Source organism: Bacillus sp. NPDC060175 (genome assembly GCF_042728695.1).
GTDB lineage: Bacteria > Bacillota > Bacilli > Bacillales > Bacillaceae_G > Bacillus_A.
In genome coordinates, this window is the sequence record NZ_JBHWYR010000020.1 from 54,027 (window position 1) to 73,237 (window position 19,211).

General features: G+C 35.3%; 23 protein-coding genes. 10 read left to right on the forward strand and 13 right to left on the reverse strand.

The window, feature by feature from the left end; genetic code table 11:
- Positions 1-6: 6 nt before the first annotated feature.
- From ACFWDE_RS12670 to ACFWDE_RS12680, 3 genes are all read left to right on the forward strand, one after another.
- Positions 7-630: a hypothetical protein gene (locus ACFWDE_RS12670; RefSeq protein ID WP_002085083.1), complete on the forward strand. Its 624-nt coding sequence runs from the start codon at positions 7-9 to the stop codon at positions 628-630.
- A 129-nt stretch (positions 631-759) separates the two neighbouring features.
- Positions 760-1,116 (forward strand): hypothetical protein, encoded by a 357-nt coding sequence (locus ACFWDE_RS12675; RefSeq protein WP_000606233.1) that lies wholly within the window; start codon positions 760-762, stop codon positions 1,114-1,116.
- A 136-nt stretch (positions 1,117-1,252) separates the two neighbouring features.
- On the forward strand, positions 1,253-1,705 hold the full coding sequence (locus tag ACFWDE_RS12680; protein ID WP_002200237.1) for a hypothetical protein: 453 nt from the start codon (positions 1,253-1,255) through the stop codon (positions 1,703-1,705).
- Between the two features lie 51 nt (positions 1,706-1,756).
- Here the strand turns inward: ACFWDE_RS12680 and ACFWDE_RS12685 are convergent, their stop codons facing one another.
- Positions 1,757-1,945, reverse strand: a complete 189-nt coding sequence (locus ACFWDE_RS12685; RefSeq protein WP_264541003.1) for a hypothetical protein — start codon at positions 1,943-1,945, stop codon at positions 1,757-1,759.
- Positions 1,946-2,075: 130 nt separating this feature from the next.
- Positions 2,076-2,525, reverse strand: coding sequence for a DUF6884 domain-containing protein (locus ACFWDE_RS12690; protein ID WP_377892670.1), 450 nt, complete (start codon positions 2,523-2,525; stop codon positions 2,076-2,078).
- Between the two features lie 318 nt (positions 2,526-2,843).
- Here ACFWDE_RS12690 and ACFWDE_RS12695 point away from each other — a divergent pair, with 318 nt between their 5' ends.
- Complete coding sequence (locus tag ACFWDE_RS12695; protein WP_377892672.1) at positions 2,844-3,032, forward strand: DUF4017 family protein; 189 nt, start codon at positions 2,844-2,846, stop codon at positions 3,030-3,032.
- 66 nt (positions 3,033-3,098) lie between these two features.
- On the opposite strand, the gene ppaC is transcribed toward ACFWDE_RS12695, so the two are convergent.
- From ppaC to ACFWDE_RS12710, 3 genes are all read right to left on the reverse strand, one after another.
- Positions 3,099-4,028 (reverse strand): manganese-dependent inorganic pyrophosphatase, encoded by a 930-nt coding sequence (ppaC, locus tag ACFWDE_RS12700; RefSeq protein ID WP_377892673.1) that lies wholly within the window; start codon positions 4,026-4,028, stop codon positions 3,099-3,101.
- Between the two features lie 218 nt (positions 4,029-4,246).
- On the reverse strand, positions 4,247-4,762 hold the full coding sequence (locus ACFWDE_RS12705) for a DinB family protein (protein ID WP_377892675.1): 516 nt from the start codon (positions 4,760-4,762) through the stop codon (positions 4,247-4,249).
- Positions 4,763-5,023: 261 nt separating this feature from the next.
- Positions 5,024-5,527: a GNAT family N-acetyltransferase gene (locus ACFWDE_RS12710; protein ID WP_377892676.1), complete on the reverse strand. Its 504-nt coding sequence runs from the start codon at positions 5,525-5,527 to the stop codon at positions 5,024-5,026.
- A 106-nt stretch (positions 5,528-5,633) separates the two neighbouring features.
- Here ACFWDE_RS12710 and ACFWDE_RS12715 point away from each other — a divergent pair, with 106 nt between their 5' ends.
- Positions 5,634-6,275, forward strand: a complete 642-nt coding sequence (locus tag ACFWDE_RS12715; RefSeq protein WP_377892677.1) for an HD domain-containing protein — start codon at positions 5,634-5,636, stop codon at positions 6,273-6,275.
- 61 nt (positions 6,276-6,336) lie between these two features.
- Positions 6,337-6,633 carry a hypothetical protein gene (locus tag ACFWDE_RS12720; RefSeq protein WP_204210029.1) on the forward strand — a complete coding sequence of 99 codons (297 nt, stop codon included), beginning with the start codon at positions 6,337-6,339 and terminating at the stop codon, positions 6,631-6,633.
- Between the two features lie 268 nt (positions 6,634-6,901).
- Here the strand turns inward: ACFWDE_RS12720 and ACFWDE_RS12725 are convergent, their stop codons facing one another.
- From ACFWDE_RS12725 to ACFWDE_RS12750, 6 genes are all read right to left on the reverse strand, one after another.
- Complete coding sequence (locus ACFWDE_RS12725) at positions 6,902-8,392, reverse strand: alanine/glycine:cation symporter family protein (RefSeq protein WP_377892679.1); 1,491 nt, start codon at positions 8,390-8,392, stop codon at positions 6,902-6,904.
- A 256-nt stretch (positions 8,393-8,648) separates the two neighbouring features.
- A complete protein-coding gene (locus ACFWDE_RS12730; protein ID WP_002110322.1) occupies positions 8,649-10,133 on the reverse strand; it encodes an aldehyde dehydrogenase family protein in 1,485 nt (494 codons plus the stop codon).
- An 18-nt stretch (positions 10,134-10,151) separates the two neighbouring features.
- A complete protein-coding gene (gene dapA, locus ACFWDE_RS12735; RefSeq protein WP_016105096.1) occupies positions 10,152-11,048 on the reverse strand; it encodes a 4-hydroxy-tetrahydrodipicolinate synthase in 897 nt (298 codons plus the stop codon).
- 22 nt (positions 11,049-11,070) lie between these two features.
- Positions 11,071-12,012, reverse strand: a complete 942-nt coding sequence (locus tag ACFWDE_RS12740) for a proline racemase family protein (protein WP_377892680.1) — start codon at positions 12,010-12,012, stop codon at positions 11,071-11,073.
- Complete coding sequence (locus tag ACFWDE_RS12745) at positions 12,009-13,046, reverse strand: proline racemase family protein (protein ID WP_113710033.1); 1,038 nt, start codon at positions 13,044-13,046, stop codon at positions 12,009-12,011. Before ACFWDE_RS12745 ends, ACFWDE_RS12740 begins: the two co-directional genes overlap by 4 nt.
- The gene (locus tag ACFWDE_RS12750) at positions 13,043-14,218 is read right to left on the reverse strand and encodes an NAD(P)/FAD-dependent oxidoreductase (RefSeq protein WP_377892682.1); all 1,176 of its coding nucleotides are present in this window, start codon (positions 14,216-14,218) and stop codon (positions 13,043-13,045) included. Before ACFWDE_RS12750 ends, ACFWDE_RS12745 begins: the two co-directional genes overlap by 4 nt.
- A 184-nt stretch (positions 14,219-14,402) precedes the next feature.
- On the opposite strand from ACFWDE_RS12750, the gene ACFWDE_RS12755 reads away from it, so the two are divergent.
- The 4 genes from ACFWDE_RS12755 (at position 14,403) to ACFWDE_RS12770 (ending at position 18,125) form a co-directional block, all read left to right on the forward strand.
- Positions 14,403-16,064, forward strand: a complete 1,662-nt coding sequence (locus ACFWDE_RS12755; RefSeq protein WP_377892683.1) for a sigma-54 interaction domain-containing protein — start codon at positions 14,403-14,405, stop codon at positions 16,062-16,064.
- Between the two features lie 227 nt (positions 16,065-16,291).
- Positions 16,292-16,564 (forward strand): (2Fe-2S)-binding protein, encoded by a 273-nt coding sequence (locus ACFWDE_RS12760; protein WP_002065856.1) that lies wholly within the window; start codon positions 16,292-16,294, stop codon positions 16,562-16,564.
- Positions 16,561-16,893: a (2Fe-2S)-binding protein gene (locus ACFWDE_RS12765; RefSeq protein WP_002110336.1), complete on the forward strand. Its 333-nt coding sequence runs from the start codon at positions 16,561-16,563 to the stop codon at positions 16,891-16,893. Before ACFWDE_RS12760 ends, ACFWDE_RS12765 begins: the two co-directional genes overlap by 4 nt.
- Positions 16,890-18,125, forward strand: a complete 1,236-nt coding sequence (locus ACFWDE_RS12770; protein WP_377892685.1) for an NAD(P)/FAD-dependent oxidoreductase — start codon at positions 16,890-16,892, stop codon at positions 18,123-18,125. The genes ACFWDE_RS12765 and ACFWDE_RS12770 overlap by 4 nt, the downstream gene beginning before the upstream one ends.
- A gap of 105 nt (positions 18,126-18,230) precedes the next feature.
- Here ACFWDE_RS12770 and ACFWDE_RS12775 read toward each other — a convergent pair whose 3' ends face one another.
- Positions 18,231-18,704, reverse strand: a complete 474-nt coding sequence (locus ACFWDE_RS12775) for a hypothetical protein (RefSeq protein WP_002147323.1) — start codon at positions 18,702-18,704, stop codon at positions 18,231-18,233.
- Between the two features lie 38 nt (positions 18,705-18,742).
- Positions 18,743-19,210, reverse strand: coding sequence for a DUF6609 family protein (locus ACFWDE_RS12780; RefSeq protein ID WP_377892687.1), 468 nt, complete (start codon positions 19,208-19,210; stop codon positions 18,743-18,745).
- Position 19,211 lies beyond the last annotated feature (1 nt).

The window sequence follows — 19,211 nt, forward strand, 5'->3', positions numbered from 1 at the left end:
CTATTTATGTATACTTATTGGCAATCGTATTACTCCCCTTATCATATCACTAATGGAAACTTCGATTCATTTGTAAGAAATTACCGAGTTAGTAAAAACGAAAACTTTCTAAAAGGATATATGCGTTCTTTATGGGAACAACACGTTGCTTGGACACGATTAGCCATTATAGGCATCATCTTTAACTTGCCGGACGTAAACGTTACCGTTGGACGTCTTCTACAAAATGCAACACACATGGGGCTATCACTTGAACCATTCTACGGAGAAAATGCAGTAAAAAAATATAGTGCATTAATTAAAGACCACTTAACAATCGCTGCTGATCTTGTTAAAGCCGCAAAAGCTGGTGATCAAAACGCAGCGGCCGCTATAGAAAAGAAATGGTACGCTAATGGAGACGAAATTGTTGAGTTTCTAACTAGTATCAATCCATATATAGAAAAAGAAGAATTTAGAAAAATGTTTTATGAGCATTTAGCGTTAACGAAAGCGGAAGCACTTGCCTTCCTAAATAAAGATTATGATGCCAGTGTAAAACTATACGATAAAATTGAAAAAGAAGCATTAGAAATGGCCGACATGATAACAGACGCAATCGTAAAACAATTTCCGCAAGTATTTCAATAAAAATAAGCCGATTTGAAAAAACAAATCGGCTTATTTAGTTTTCTGTCAATGATATTTCACCACTCCTCTTTACATTTAACGTATATCGATATATTTTATTAATATCCGTTTTTTATAGGAGGAAATAGTTTGATTAACGCCATTGGTCTCGTATTTATCCTCACAAATAAACACGAGAAAAAGAAGAAAGTTTATCTGAATGAAAAATTCGCATTAATAGACATTATTGATTCTAAGGAAGTATTTGATGATGAAGGTAACTCATTAGTAGAACTAACATGTAAATACAGTATATATTTAGACGAAAAATACTACTGTAAATCTCTCGATGATTATACTGGACAAGTATTCCCCTTCTTAAGCGCTAAAATAGGAAAAGGACTTCTTAGAAACTTAAATTATTACTTTTCTTACGTTGATGCCTATGATAAAAAACCACCTGTTAAAGAAATAAGACCTCTTATGAAACAAGTAACTAACAGATAACAATAATCATTCAAAAAGAAAGCATCTAATTTTTGATGTTTTCTTTTTTGAATCAAGAACTCGTTACCTTTCATCCTCTTCTAAATGTATGTACCCAGGCATAATTTAAATTAAAAACATTGGAGGATTAGACCGAATGAAATACTCAGAAACAATTGTTAGTAAACGGCTTCGAACACTAAAAATGTCTGGTATGTTTTTCATGCTAGTTTTAATCGCATGGCTTGGATATACAAAATTACTTTATGAAAACGGATTTCTTCAAGAAAAGAAAAATTCAGTTGAAGTAATGAATACTAGCATTACAGGAGAAATTGAAAACACTTTTCATGTAAACTTACAAGGTTATCGTAAAACGAGCCTTGATATCGTAATAGATGCAAGTAAAACCGATCCGAGCGAACTATCATTAATTGAGCTCATCAATAAATCTTGTTCACGAGATTGCATAGGTGAACCCATAACATATGTGAACTCAAACAATGGTTATATCTTTTATAAGGAATCTAACGGAACTAATGTAACTATAAAGATTAAAAAGCAAGATACATGGGAAATTGTAAAAAAATCCGTTCAAAATGGAATCTAAAAGGTTCATACAAAAAAAGAGTACTTACTTCTAAGTACTCTTTCAAAAAAATTACCACTTACGACATTTATCGTCATCATCATCACGTTTACGATTGCAACGACATTCATCACAATCACAATGACGTTTACGTTTACAACGGCAATCGTCACAATCTCTACGTCTGCATCTTCCAAACATTAGATCATCCCAAAATCTATTACAATCCCGGAACTGTCTACAACGACAATTATTTCCCATGAATATGATTCCCTCCTAATACATAATAGAATTCCTCATATTCTATGTTTAAAAGGATGAAATGGCTTGTTTACTAGTCTAATTAAAATGTATAAATGTGATGTAATTTGAATCAAGTACTAATTCATGCCTATATTTCCTGCTGTGCTTCCACAGCCCCCTTCAACCTCTGCAACATATACCCAATCCCTCTACATCCTTCTAATGGATATGTAATGATTTCTTCTGGATATAGCTCCGTCACTACTTTTTTATGTTTCTTCCCTGCAAGTAAAACTATTTCATCAAACTGAAATAAGCCTTTATCAATCATCTGTTGTTTTAATTGTTCAATACTAATAACCTCATCACTCTTTGAATCAAATGCAAGATCATAGTTTTCCTGTACAATATTATTTGGTCTTAAAAATCCATGCTTTGCTGATAATATAACCCAGTTCTCGAAAAACTCAGTTGCATACGCCTGACATGCTTTTCCGAATGGACTAATATATACATCTTTTGCCTCTGCCTCTCCGTAATCTGGGTAATTATCCCAAACCTTCTTCTTTCCGCATGGAATTATGCATAACCTTTTCATCGTTATTTCTTACCCCGCTTCTATATTTCTTATGAAATATCAATTTTTCAGTACATTTTTTACAGAATAATATATACTAATCTTGAAAGAAAAAATTACATTATCTTCTATATTTGGTTTAATTTCTTTTAGAACGGTCTATTAAGCATATGTATTATTACATAAACACACCGTACTAAAGTCACTTTCATGCAGCATGCATATACCTCATCCTTTAGTGAATTTGTGAAGATTTCGTAAAATCAAGCATACTTAATCTCCCAATCGCTATTCAATAGTATAATATATAAATGTAGTATGAAAAGGAGGTGAACAACTATGAAAAATATACTCCCAGCATTATTAGCCTATATTATTGTTTGTATCATCGCGATTATCATTCCAGCGTCTGAGGGCTATAATACTGCAGGTTGGAAATTCTTTGTTGGGCAAGCGTACGCAATACCTATTTTCATTATTGCTGCTATTATTACATTTTATATAAATAAGAAACGATCTTATGAATAAACGATAAAAAAGGACAAGCAGCCAATCCGACTACTTGTCCTTTCTGTTTATCCATACTCAATAATATTAAGCTTGGAATGTTTCTGTTAATACAGGAACGATTTGTTTTTTACGAGATACAACACCTTTTAAAGTAGCTGTGTTGTTTTGTAATGTTACATTGTATGCTTTCTCAACAACATTTGCTGCTTTGCCGATCGCAAGACCAACAGAATCGTTAGTTAAGATGTCAGTTACAACGAATAAGAATAGGTCTAAACCTTTTTCTTCTACTACTGCAGAGATAACTTTTTCAAGTTCCGCTTGGTGTACAAGAACGTCGTTTGTATCAACAGCGTTTACTTGTGCGATTTCAACTTTCGCGTTACCCATTTGGAATTCTTTAGCGTCAAGGGAGATTAGTTGCTCCATTGTTTTTCCGCTTAAGTCAGCACCAGCTTTTAACATTTCTAAGCCGTAGCTATCTGCATCTACACCAGCGATTTCCGCTAATTCACGAGCTACTGCTACGTCTTGTTCTGTGCAAGTTGGAGATTTGAATAGTAAAGAATCTGAAATAATTGCAGATAACATTAAACCTGCAACTTCTTTACGAATTGCAACGCCATTTTCTTTGTACATTTTGTTTAAGATTGTAGCTGTACATCCAACTGGCTCACAACGGTAGTAAATAGGATCGCTTGTTTCAAAGTTAGCAATACGGTGATGGTCAATAACTTCTAACACACGAACAGATTCGATATCGTTAGCACTTTGTTGACGCTCATTATGGTCAACTAAAATAACGTTGTCCACTTCGTTTGCTACTGTCTCAACAAAACGCGGTCCTTCTACTTTAAAATGATCTAACGCAAATTGAGTTTCACCGCTGATTTCACCTAAACGTACAGGCTCAGCATTCATTCCTAATTCTTTTTTCAATTCTGCATAAGCAATCGCAGAACAAATTGCATCTGTATCTGGGTTTTTATGCCCGAAAACTAGTACTTTTTCCATGATTTCCACCTCTTCATGAAAAGGATATCTTAAAGAAGCAAATATGACAATATTTTAGACACATTTTTTTATAAATAATTGCAGTTTCTTCTATATTTTTCATCGTTTTCACAAAAAAAGACCCTCTAAAATAATTTAGATGGTCAAAGGTAATCTTTTCATTAAAATACAGATGGTACTTGCACTACGTTGTTAAATGTGAAATTGACAAAGGCCGTCTAATTATCGAATAGCTCTCTTCCTCTCAAATTTGCGGAAGCTGGCTCCTTTCCTATTTCACGTGCCCATATAGATAACTGGCCGATATGGTGGATTTCGTGGACAATGACATGACGTATTAACTCTCCGTGTGTACATTCGATGACTCGGCGCCTAATTGATGCGTCTCTTGAGCTAATCGGCTCTTCATTGAAGTCAGCTTTTGAAAGTTTCCGAGAATCCATTTCATTTGTCCAAGAGGTCACAAATGGCTTCACTTTCTCGTGGTATTGAGCTGAAAGATTTTTCACTTTTTGTAAACTGGCATACTCTTCAAACAATGGCTCCTCAGGCACTGATTCACCACGCAACCCTAAGATCCACATATATTCCACATCTACAATATGAAATAGGGTATGTAGTATACTGCCGAACCCACCGACCCGTTTCTTTACTAGTTCTTCAGCCGATATGTCTTCGCACCATGTAAACCAATCATCACGAACTTGCCAGTTATATTGAAACAGTTTCAACATCACAGCAACCTCCATCTTTTAGATTAACATTTAATACTCACCAAAGACTTCAAAATCAAAATCTAAAAAAATTGTTAAAATTCTCTACAGACTGGCCCTTTAAATTAAACATTCCAGATGAAGGTAAAGGGTCAAAAGAAAGAAACTATTATACAGGGATTTATCAAACTTTATTTTAAATTATCAATCTTTTTTTAAATCAATACACAGACATAATAACAAATATGTCGTTTGAAATTATCTCCCTTTTTAAATAAAAAACTAAATCATTTTATAATAAATAACCGTTGCATCTAACTCACCATTCGGAGAAATTGCATACCCCGGTATTCTGCCGGATTCTTGATAATCTAATGACTTATACAATCTATTAGAAGGGTCTCCTTCTCTAGTATCTAAAACTAAAAGAGACCTATTTTCTTGCTTTGCTCGTTCCTCTGCTTTTTGCATAAGTGAACGTCCAATACCGTTACGTCTAAAGTTTGGATGAGTCATTAACTTGCAAATTTCGGCTCTATGGATCCCGTTAGGCTTTGTAACTAGATGTAATTGAATGCTTCCTGCCATTTCATTGTTTATTTTAGCAACATACAATATCACTTCTGGTGCTAATACAGTTTGCCAATAATTTGTTGCTTCTTTTTGTTCCAGTGGAGGTAAAAAACCAATTGACGCCCCATCATCTACTACAGTTTTCAACAGTTCAGAAAGCTCTTCAATATCATTTTCTAGTTGCTTAATTTCTTCAATTACTAAATTTCGCATTACTTTTCCCCCTTTTGTTTTTATTTTAACAATTTTTATAGCAGGAATAATTAAATATTAAGATGAAATTAATTAAGATACGATTTTTTAGAGAAAGGATCACTATATGAAATATATATTAGAAAGGAAATACGCAAGAGAATTACTGGATTGGGCATATGAACAAAACCCAGGTCCTTGGTTCGAACATTCAATTAATTTTGCCTATGCAACTGAAAAAATAATTGTAGAACTTATAAAAAATGGGTATGACTTAGATGTTGACATAGTATACAATGCCGCTCTCCTGCATGATATAGGAAGATATAAAGGTTTTACTAAATCTGTTATTCATTCCTATGATGGTTACATGTATATGAATGATTTAGGGTATACAGGAAACGCCGTTATATGTGTGACGCATTCATTTCCTTGCAAAAATGAGCATATAGATATCGCAGCAGAGTGGAGCCTTGTTCCCGATTATATGGAAAGCCGGTTAATTGAAATATTGAATGAAAATAGTGACTATGACTTATACAATAAAGTAATTACTCTTTGCGACGCTCTCGCTGATGCGGATGGTTTTACTACGCTTGAAAGAAGATTGGTTTCTGTTGGTTTACGTCATGGCACAACCTCTCATACCTCTTTACATTGGAAAGGATTCTATACAATTAAGAATGAATTAGAATCTTTAATTGGGAAGAGCATATACACCCTTCTCCCTGATGTAGAGAAATCAATTTATAAGAACACAGAATATTAAAACAATTGCAACTTAAAAACGATACAATTTGTATGTATGATTCTAAAAAACTCTTTGAAAAGTGGAGGGATTACTTATTAGTAAAATAGGATTTGACTTAATAAATCATGAAGGTAACTTAAATATTGGATATGAAGATATAGTTCTTATCTCTAGGAGATGTAAATTTTCTAACTGTTCGCATACTAATGAACCACACTGTGCAGTTCAAAAAGCTCTCTCTGACGGAATTCTTTCTGAAGAAATATTTAATAATTATTATAGAGATATAAATGAGGCACAATATGTTTCTGCACAAAGTAATAAAACAAAAGCTATCGATTATATGAAACAACTGAAACTCTTTCAAAAAAATTAGGCTAAAATAAAAAGCTCTCCTTACAAGCTTATTTTAAGGAGAGCTTTCTCATGTTTAATGAATTTGATTTTTCAATTCCACCATACACTCTTGCACTAAAATCATTGCTTAGCACTTTTCAGTTCTCCTGAAATTGCAGCTAAAACACAACAAGCTTCTAAAATCACTTTACTAAGATCAGCCTTTTTGTTTACGACCAAACAAGGACCATATATAACCTTGATTAAAGATTGAATTTTCAGTTTTTTAATACTAGAAATTTGCATGTTTAAAATTTAACACTATCATCCGCCGATACTTTTTCTTTAGAATTTTTCCTTTCAACCTCTTTACTCCGCTCTTCCCAAATCGTTAAACCTTCAATTCCTACTTTTTTAGGATCAAAAACAGGATCTTTTCCTTCTTTTTTCTGCGTTTCATAATCTTTTAACACTTTTAATGCAGTTTTGCTTAACAATAGGATTGCTATAAGGTTTAACCATGCCATACTACCAATTCCTAAATCTCCGAGGTTCCATAAAAACGAAGCTGATTCTACACTACCGATGTATACCATAATTAAAAATCCAATTTTTAATACTGGTTTTAACCAGCTATATTTGAGCCCACCATCTAAATAAGTAAGCGTCGTTTCAGCGATATAGTAGTAAGCGAGTAAAGTTGTAAATGCGAAGAAGAAGATTGCGATTGAAATGAATATTGGACCAAATCCAGTCATAACAGTTTCGACTGCTTGTTGTGTATAAATTGGACCTGCTTCCACATTTCCTATATTCCGTACAATTGCGCTTTTCCCTTCAGGTATAACATTATACATACCTGTTATTAAAATCATGAGAGCTGTTGCTGTACATACTACAATTGTATCGATATATACTGAAAAAGCTTGAACTAACCCTTGTTTTGCAGGATGCGATACTTCAGCAGCTGCAGAACTATATGTTGCTTCTCCTACACCCGCAACGTTTGAAAATACTGCACGCTTTACTCCCCATGCAATAGCTGCCCCAACGATTCCTCCAAACATTTCATTTACACCAAATGCACTTGAGAAAATTAAAGCAAACATACTTGGAATTTCCGTTACATTCGCAATTAATACGATACATGTAACAATTACATACCCAATTGCCATAAATGGAACTAACATTTGTGAAACGCCTGCAATTCTCTTTACTCCACCAAAAATAATCGCTGCCAATAATACAACTAAAAATATACCAGTTATATATTTACTAATGCCAGAAGAGTTTTCAAATCCAACCGCGATACTACTTGATTGAATCCCTGGTAATAAAACGCCATATGAAAGTGTTACAACCACTGCTACAATGACCGCAAACCATTTCATTTTCAAACCTTTTTCAATGAAATATGGTGTACCACCGCGGTATTCATTTCCTACTTTACTTTTATATACTTGTGCTAATGTTGATTCAACAAATGCACTAGCCGCTCCTAATAGAGCCATCATCCACATCCAAAATACAGCTCCAGGTCCGCCAAAAGCGATAGCTGTCGCGACCCCTGCGATATTCCCTATTCCAACCCTACCTGATAACGCCAAACAAAATGCTTGAAAGGATGATATCCCAGTCTCTGAGCTCTTTCCTTCAAATAATAGTTTAATCATCTCTTTAAAATAACGAATTTGTAAAAAACGAGTTACAATTGTAAAATACACTCCTGCTCCTAATGCAAAAACAACTAAACCAATACTCCATACTTGCCCTACTAACCATTCTACTAATTTCTCCATCCAAATCCCCCTTATAATTCTTTTGAAAAAGCAATTTTATATATAAGAAAAAGGACAACCTTTATCCTACCTACCAGTTGTCCGCATCTCTTACTATATTTCATCATTCTTTTATCCCGCTATTTGTGGGTAGTATGATTCCCACCTCATGCGTTGAACACAAAGGAAGTAAGGTGGAAAATCACCTACCCGTAAATGCCTGATTGGTTCAACTACTATTCAGCAGGGATGAAAAGACTCCCGACTGAATAGAGTATCACTTAATATTTACCCAAACACTTTTCACTTCTGTATAGTTATCAAGGGCGTATGAACCTAATTCCCGTCCAACACCAGATTGCTTATATCCACCAAATGGTGCAGCAGCATTTTCTAAGTTATAATCATTAATCCACACTGTTCCTGCCTTTAATTTATTGGCAACTTGATGCCCTGTTTTAATATTTTGTGTCCATACACCCGCAGCAAGCCCATATGAAGAGCGATTCGCTCTTTCAATTACTTCTTCTGTCGAATCAAATGGAAGTACAACGACAACTGGTCCAAAGATTTCTTCCTTAACAATTGTCATATCATCAGTAACATTTGTGAATACGGTTGGCTGTACAAAATAACCTTTTTCAAATGCACGTTCACCGCCAGCTGCAACAGTAGCACCTTCAGCTTTTCCTTGTTCAATGTAATTTAGCACACGCTCTTGTTGTTTTTTAGATACGAGCGGTCCCATTTCAGTTTCCGCCTCCATACCTGCCCCAAGCTTCACTTCATTTGCCATTTTTACAAGTTCATTTACGACTGTTTCATAGTGCTTTCGATGAACGAAAACTCGAGATCCTGCGCTACAATTTTGACCATGATTATACATAATTCCTTGGAACGCACCGTTAATCGCTTCTTCTAAGTCAGCATCTTCTAAAATGATGTTTGGTGACTTACCACCAAGTTCTAGTGTTACATGTTTAATTGTTTCTGCAGATTGACGCATAATATATTTCCCTGTAACTGTTGAACCTGTGAAAGCTACTTTATCAATATCATGATGGTTTACAATTGCAGCTCCTGCTTCTTGGCCGAAACCTGGTACAAAGTTTACAACACCGTTTGGAAAACCAGCTTCTTTAAAAAGCTTCGCTGTATATAGTAAAGATAAAGGTGTTTGCTCTGCTGGTTTTAATACAATCGTACAACCTGTCGCAAGAGCGGCTCCCATTTTCCAAGAAGACATAACGAGCGGAAAATTCCATGGAATAATTTGACCTACAACACCAACCGGTTCATGGCGTGTGTAATTTAAATAATCTTTTGAAATCGGAATTGTTTGCCCGATAATTTTTGTAGCCCATCCCGCGTAATAACGATAATTTTCTACAGTTGCTGAAATATCATCATCCAGTGCTACTTGATATGGTTTTCCATTGTCTAAAGCTTCTAGCTGTGCTAATTCTTCTCTATGCTCTTCAATTAAATCTGCTAATTTATAAATAAGATGTGCTCTTTCAGCAGTAGTCATCTCTGCCCACGGGCCTGATTCAAAAGCAAATCTCGCCGCTTTTACTGCGATATCAATATCTTCTTCTTGTGCTTCACATACGACGGCTAGCACATCTTCTGTCGCTGGATTGTATGTTTCAAATGTCTTTCCACTAATAGAAGGAACAAATTCGCCATTAATAAACATTTTAATTTCTTCATTTAAAAACGCTTTCACTTTTGGTTTCAGCTCAATGTTTGTCGTTAACATATATACTCTCCTCCTTGTTTAAACAGCTGCATGAGCTGCAATTTTTGATAAAATCGTTTGAAGCTTTTGATCTTCCTCTTCAGTTAATCCTAATCTCGGATAACGAGAAGGTCCGCCAACTTGCCCGTGTAGTTCCATTGAACGTTTAACGATTTGTACATATTTCCCTGATCCTTCAAGAAACTCGCAAAGTGGTAAAATAGCATCGTTCATTTCCCACGCTTTTTCTAATTCACCATTTTGAAAATGCTCATACATTTTCGTAACAAGTCCTGGAACAATATTTCCTGCTACTGAAACCCATCCTGTTGCACCAACTAAATAAGATTCCATAACTAAATCTTCAGATCCGCAGAAGACTTGAAAAGCACCTTCACCTTGTCTTACTAAATCTCTCGCTTTTCGAATATCTCCGCTAGATTCTTTAATATGTGTAACATTTTCACATTCTTTTCCGATTCGAAGCATAAGTTCTGTACTCATATCAACACCAGAAGTAAATGGATTATTGTATAGCATAATTGGTATATTTACAGCGTTTGAGATTTCTTTAAAATGAAAATAGATTTCCTCTTCTTTCGGTTTACAATAATACGAGTTTATAATTAATGCACAATCTGCTCCGTGCGCTTCTGCATGTTTCGTATATTCAATCGTTTCTTTCGTCGTCTCCGCAGCAGTTCCAACAATAACTGGAATACGGCCATCAACTTCTTTTAATACTGTTTCTACCATGTTAAATCGTTCTTCTTTTGATAAACTAACAAATTCCCCCGTACTTCCATTAATAATAATTCCAGCTACCTTTTGCTCAATAAAGTAGTTTACGTTTTGTTTTACGCCTTTCCAATCAATCTCTTGAAATTCATCCATCGGTGTTATTAATACTGGAAATGCCCCTTTAATTTTTTGCATCTTTATCTCTCCCTTTAACATATTATTTTAATAAAAAACCTGTTGGAAACGGATCAGTAGGATCTAATATAAATGTTTGCATACCTGTAATAAACCCTCTACTTTCAAATCGAAAAATGTATCCGAGTTCTTCTTTCTTCACTTTTTCTACTGTTATAAAGCTATTAAAAATACTTTCATTTCTAAAAGGTTTATCCGCTATATAATCATTTTTAAATAATGTATGAACATAAGATACAATAGTAGAAACAAAACCCGGCGAACGTACTATAAAGTTATCTTCATGAAATGTAATCGACTTTATATGGTTCTTTTCTTTTTGCATAGAATCTACTAAAATAAGTCTTTTTATTAATGACTGTTTTTGTATAGATTGAAGTGTAGCTTCACCCCATTTTTTTAATTTAGAGATGTTTTCAATACTGATTTCTGGCGAATACGTATCCTTTTCTACAACTGCATATACTTTATCTGCCTGTATGAGAGAGTAACTTATATTACCAACCTTTAAATTTTTCTCAATCATATAACATAGTTTGCTTTCAAACGAAACAGATACAACTTCATCATCCTCTACATATGCGTGGACTGAAAAAATTCCAGATAGCGTTTCAATTTTATATTGATTAGAATCTCTCTTTTTTAAATATCCACTTTCTAGTAGCATTGTTATTACCGCGACAATACCACCGTAATGAAGAGGGATTGATCCTTCATGATTAAAAAACAATACAGCTGCATCCACTTCATTATGAATAGAAGGAACGACAATACATCCATTTAAACCGATAAAACCACGTGGTTCATTTAATAAGAGTTTCATTTCTTCTGCTAAATCACCTGAAAATTGTTCATTTAGTTGCTCCAAACTGTAGTAGTATTTGCATGGTAGGTCTTTAATTACACGAAATGCTTCGCCAGCTACGTGTACGTCTACTGCTGTATACATTTTTTGAATGTTCATTTTACATCCTCCGTTTCATGTTCCATCGGCGGAATTAGCAAAAAGCCTTCTTTAAGTGGATCCTTTTCATTGTAAAAAAATCTATGCATGCCCATAAGCCAAGCTGATCCCGTAATTTTCGTTACTACAGCTTCAATATTTTCGACATATGTTGTATTCATGACACACCCTTTAAATAGAGAACCCACAATACTCTCATGAACAAATTCTTCATCGATGTCAATTTTTTTATGAGCGTATAATACAGCTAACTTCGCTGATGTTCCTGTACCACATGGAGATCGATCAATTCCCCCTGGTGGAACAACAACTGTATTTTTCACATGCGCACTTTCATGAGTAGGATCTGTGTAAAATTCAATATGTGTTAATCCTCTTATAAACGAATACTCTGGATGAATGATTTCAAAATTCTCATTAATTGTATTTCTAATATGAATCGCCTTATCAATGATTGTAGAAGCATTTTCTGGCACTAGCTCTAGACCAACTGCCTTCGCATCGATAATGGCATAAAAATTACCTCCATACGCAATATCAGCCTCTACAGTTCCAATTTCTTCGACGTATACAGAAATATTTTTCAGTAAAAAAGCTGGTATGTTACAGAAAGAGACTTCTTTCGCTTTCCCATCTTGAACAGAAATATCTACTTCAACTAAGCCAGCTGGCGTATCTAGCTTTAAGGAAGTAATCGGTTCAACTACTGGAATTAAACCTGATTCAACTAAAGCTGTACATACACCAATTGTATCGTGGCCACACATCGGCAAATATCCACCCGTCTCTATGTATATAACACCTATATCAGCTTCAGGATGACACGGATCTGTTAATAGTGCTCCTGACATTACATCATGACCACGTGGCTCATTCATTAACAATTTACGAATCCAGTCATACTCCTTTTTCATATGTAACATCTTCTCTGCCATCGTCTCTCCAATTAACTTAGGAAGTCCGCTAATTAATGTCCTCGTTGGATTCCCGCCCGTATGTGTATCAATCGTCGTAAAGACTCTTTGTGACCTCATCCGTTTAACACCCTTTCTGTAAAACGACTCAAACGAAGTTGTTCAATAGGAATGATTGTTTCTTTGTCATTTAATAACTCTTCAATCACTTTCCCAGTAACTGCTGCAAGACTAATTCCATCACCTTCATGCCCTGCTGCAATAAAATAATTCGGAATATGTTCCACTCGTGAAATGATCGGCAAATGATCTTCTGTCCACGGACGTAATCCAGCATATGAGCGAATCACCATCATATCTGCCATTTTCGGATAAAAACGAATCGCTCTGTTCGCAATACATTTAATAACCTCGTTATTTATCCTCGTATGAAAGCCTACAAACTCTCTACTACTACCAATTAAGAAATTTTGGCTTTCTGTCGGTTCAAATACAAGTGCCACCCCGTACTTTTCAGTTAAAGCATCCACTTTTCGTTTTCCACCAAATTTAGAAATCAAATAACCAAATTCCATTACTTTACGGCAACCTACGTGTTGTTGCCTTGAAGCTACAATAATATGCCCTTTTCTCGGTTCGATTGGTATATTCACATCTAACATCTGTCCGATTTTAGGAGCCCACACACCGGCTGCGTTCACCACTTGCTTCGCAGTAAACGTCCCATTTGTTGTTTCTACAATAAAGGAACCGTCTATATCTCTTTTCATTTCTTTTACTTCTGTATGATTAAAAGCTTTTGTACCAATTTTTTTTGACTCTGCGAGAAGTGAAAAAGCAAGAAGGTACGGATTTACAGTCGAATCCGTTGCACATTCTAAACCACCTAATAAATCATCTGCAAAAAACGGTGACTCGTCTCTTATATCTTGTCTATCAAGCATACGAAACGGTAAACCAGCTTCTTTTTGCCGATTGACCCATTGCTGCGCCGCTTCCATCTCTTCGTCTGATTCACAAACGAGAATGCTTCCTGGCGCCCTATATTCAAATGAGTGCTCTAACTCTTCACTTAAATCAGTTACTAATTTTTGACTTACTAACGACATTTGACTATCAAACCCTGGGTCTTTATCAATAGCCAAAATATTCCCATCACACCGTGAAGACGTCCCACTGACAAATTCCCCTTTTTCAATGATTGTTACGTCTCTTCCGTATTTTGAAGTGTAATAAGCGATAGAACATCCTATAATTCCACCGCCTATTATTAAAACGTCACAGTGCCTCATATATAGCACTCCTCCTTTCTCCTAAATCTCTCACTTTTTATTTATGCAATTGGTGTGCCAACTCTACATACAGAACTATTTATATGAAATAATTTTTATTTGTAAAAATATTTTAAATTTATCGTAAATAGGTGTATTATTTCTTTATCACTGTCTAAATTTTTATACATACCAGGAGGACACTATGACATTTTCATTTCCAACAATAAAAGAGTTTATAAAAATTTTATCAATTGATCGTACAAGCACCATTCAGCACATGAAACAGGAAGGTAAAAATTTTTATTACCTTCCTTCATCTACTGAAGAATGTAGTTGCGCAGTTATTTATGAAGAGGACTCTTTCACTACGTTAATCGAAGCTTTTTCTAACAATTCGGCAGTTGTAATTGTGAACGAAAATCTAGATCCTATATGCTGTGTAACTGCTCAACAAATGATTCCATTTCTTTATAAGTCTTACAATGATCTGCTAGCTTTTTATAACACTGTCATTCAAACGACTGATTCTTCTGTTACCGTCATTGATGAGAAAGAATGCGTTCGTACGTGGACAGATGGCGCTGAAAAAATCTTTTCAGTCAAACATAACGAAATTATCGGACAACCGATTACACGTTTTTTTGATTATAAAGATTTAGAAATTTTACAATCATTACATGACGGAAAAAGCATAGTCGCCCAGTTCCATCAGCCTCGTCCGGATTTGTTCGTATTAATTAATTCAAATCCAGTTTATTGTAACAATGAAATTATAGGAGCAGTCGTTTCTGAAACTGATGTTACAAATCAAGTCGCTTTGAATGAAAAACTATTTAATATGTCGCATGAAATGCACCGATTAGAACAAGAAGTAGCAAAATATAAAGATACATCCGATCCTTTCCTTGCGATGAATGGAAAAAGCCCTGTTATACAACGAACGATTCAATTAGCTAGAAAGGTTTGTTCAGTGAAGTCCACGGTTTTAATACTCGGCGAAAGCGGAGTTGGAAAAGAAGTGTTTGCGAAAGCAATTCATGAAGCAAGTGAGACAGCGAATGCCCCTTTTATTTCAATTAACTGCGGTGCAATTCCTGAAGCGTTATTTGAAAGTGAATTATTTGGTTACGAGCGCGGGGCTTTTTCTGGTGCAAATAGTAAAGGGAAAAAAGGGAAAATAGAGCTCGCGCAAGGCGGTACTTTATTCCTTGATGAGATTGGAGAAATGCCTCTCGATATGCAAGTGAAACTTTTGCGTGTACTGCAAGAACGAAAGTATTACCGAGTTGGTGGAGAAAAAGAAATTAATATCGATTTCCGCATTATCGCTGCTACAAATCGTGATTTACAAGAAGAAATGAGAAAAGGAACTTTCCGAGAAGATTTATACTATCGCTTAAACGTAGTAAGCTTGCATATTCCGCCACTACGCGAAAGACGAGAGGATATTATCGAATTAACCTATTCCTTCTTAAACGATTTTTCAATAAACTATAACAGGCCTATTCGCGACTTACCTTCAAGTATTATGCATGAACTACTTCATTACGATTGGCCTGGTAATATTCGCGAGCTCCGCAACGTAGTTGAAAGACTCGTCGTATTTGCGACAGACGGCATTTTAAAACAAGAATATTTACCGTTTCATACAAATGATACTTTAGAGAACAAAACATCTCATTCCCTATTACTCAGCAATAATAATATGATTCTTTCTTTACAAGAAGAAATGGATGAGCACGAGAAAAAGGTAATTGAAAGAGCTTTACGCATTTTAGATGGTAATAAATTAGAATGTGCGAAACAACTCGGGGTAACGAGGGCCACTTTATATAACCGCTTAAAAAGGCTTGGGTTACAATAAAGTGAAACTTTAATCAGTGGGGATTTTGTTCATCCCCACTTGATTATCAGCCCTCACCAATCGGGCTTTTACGGGCAGCCCGACCCCCACCTAACTTCTTTGCTTTCACTGAATTTTGAGGTGGGGTCTTACTGCCCGTTAATGCGGGATAACCCCCTTCTCCTCCTCTATGTTGGCATAGTTATTGCATAATAATTTGTGTAAACCGAACTAGAGGAGGAATACATATGACGAATAAAGAGAATTTAATTGTTTGTCGTTGTGAAGAAGTTACATACGGACAACTTCAATCGACAATTGCTGAATATAATTGCTCAGCTCGTGAGTTAAAACTAAGAACGCGTGCTGGTATGGGTTTTTGCGGGGGACGTACATGTAGAACAACACTAGATCGAATGATCGAAAACGCTAACCCTGGTACATCTCCTGACGAGATTCCATTAAAATATCAACCACCAGTGCGTGCAGTTACTTTTGGGGCGGTAGGTGAAAATAAATGAATAGAATTATAAATCACCCTATTTTAGGTAGTTTAAATAGTAGTCAGCGTATCAATTTTCAATTTAATGGTCAACAATATGAAGCATATGAACATGAAACGATAGCGGCCGCTCTACTTGCAAACGGAATAAGAACGTTAAGAGTCCATGAAGATAGCGGGACGCCGCGAGGTATTTATTGTAATATCGGACATTGTTCTGAATGCCGTGTGACAGTAAACAATCAAACGAACGTACGAGCATGCTTAACGGTTGTAGAAAACGATATGGTTGTTGAAAGCGGAAAACAGCATCCAAATATCGTGAGAGAGATGGTGAAAAAGCGATGATCGATGTAATTATTATTGGCGCAGGACCAGCAGGATTATCAGCTTCCATCTCTTGTGCACGTTTTGGACTTAACGTACTTGTTATTGATGAATTTATGAAGCCGGGCGGGAGATTGTTAGGACAGTTACATCAAGAGCCTACTGGGGAATGGTGGAACGGAATAGAAGAATCAAAACGCCTTCGAGAAGAAGCAAAATCACTTTCAGTCGATATCCGGTGCGGTGTTTCCGTCTATAATTTAGATAAAGATGAGAGTTCTTGGTTCGTACATACAAATATCGGTACGTTAGAAGCACCGTTCGTACTAATTGCTACCGGGGCTGCTGAGTATTCTATTCCCCTTCCTGGCTGGACACTTCCAGGAGTTATGTCAATTGGAGCGGCTCAAGTTATGACAAATGTTCATCGCGTGCAAGTTGGAAAAAAAGGAATCATTATTGGTGCTAACATTTTATCATTCGCTATTTTAAATGAATTACAATTAGCTGGAATTAAAGTAGAACATATTGTACTTCCTGAAAAAAGTGAGTTAAGCCAAAAAGCTGGTGAACCAGAAGAAGTTTTGAACTCTCTTTTAAATGCAGCTCACCTCGCTCCTTCTGCTTTTCTGCGTTTAGGTAGCCGTTTTATGAAATATGATTGGATTCGAAAAGCTGGATTAACCTTCTATCCAAATAACGGGATGAAAATAAATGGGACACCACTACATCTCCGGAAAGCTGCACTTGAAATTATCGGTACAGATCAAGTTGAAGGTGTTCGTGTTGCTAACATTGATTCTAATGGAAATGTTATTAATGGATCAGAAAAGATATATGAGGCAGATTTTGTTTGCATTGCCGGAGGTTTATACCCTCTTGCTGAACTTGCCGCTGTAGCGGGATGCCCTTTCCATTACATTCCGGAATTAGGCGGACATGTCCCGCTTCATTCAGAAGAAATGGAAACCCCTCTTCCAGGTTTATTTGTAGCTGGAAATATTACCGGAATTGAAAGCGGGAAAATCGCGATGGCGCAAGGTACTGTCGCTGGATATTCAATCGTAAAACAGGCTAATAAAACATCTAATTCGGTTGAAAAACATTTACAACAAGCAATTCAAAATGTTCACTCCGTTCGTCGTCATGCTGCGATTCAATTTAATCCGATGGTTGATATTGGTAGACGGAAGATGAATGAGATCTGGCGTGATTTTCAATCATTTGAAGAAAATCAACAAATGAAAGCGTGAAAAACTAGCATATAAAAAAGCGGTGGATTCATTTCCACCGCCTTTTTTATAATTTTTGTACTACATCTAGTATTTCTGTTACGTCAATTACAGGAACCAAAAGTATTACCTATTTTTCATTCCGACTAAAACTTTCGATATCGACATCCATAAATTTATAAACATTAAAATTCCGCAAACATCAGCGACAATTACATACAATCCTATAAATTGGTTTTCAAAGTGGAACAACGGAGTGTAATAAATGGCCATTATTAAGGCTATAACCATGGAAAACAGAAGCAATTTTTTCCTAGTTATCATATAAATACAATACAAAAACGTATAATAAGCCCAAAATTGCGCAGCATACCATGCATGAGATAGTCGAATACCTGTTTTCGTATGCAAAGTTGTTAAAACCAGTATGTATATTACAAGTAATACAATTACTGGTGCAAATCTAACAAATTGCAAAAGATTTATTAAAAAGCGTTTTTTTGAACTTGAGTGATTTACTTCGTATTTAAACATCTGTTTCGTTATATAATGAACAAAAAATATTAATCCTACACTAATAGCTAACATAAAAAATATCATACTACGCCTTCTTTTCTAATATATTTATCAACTGTATTTTAAAAATCAATAGGACTTAACCTAATAAAAATTACACCAACTAAAATTTTCACTAAACCATCTATTACAAAAAATACATCTAGATTTACGTTGGTAATGATTAATCCTATAAATGAATTGAATATTAAAATAACGGACAGCAAAAACATCATTTTTCCATGTACGGGAATAAACATTAAGAAATGAATACCTACAGCTAAAAGAATTAATAGCCAGCAATTTCTATAATCATCGCCGACAAAATGAAAAATGAGAAAAACTAAAATAGCCAAAAGCATCATTGAAAAATTAGCCCACTTTTTTTGTTCCAATGTTCCAGAACCAACTGCAAATTTCTTCCTAGTTTTAGGGTTCAATTGCCATATCATTCCTAATGTATAAACAATAATAAAAGGCCAAACATTTGGATAGCCGTTATGTTTTATTAAAAGTAAAAACATTGCTGCTCCAGCAATTATTAGCCAAATC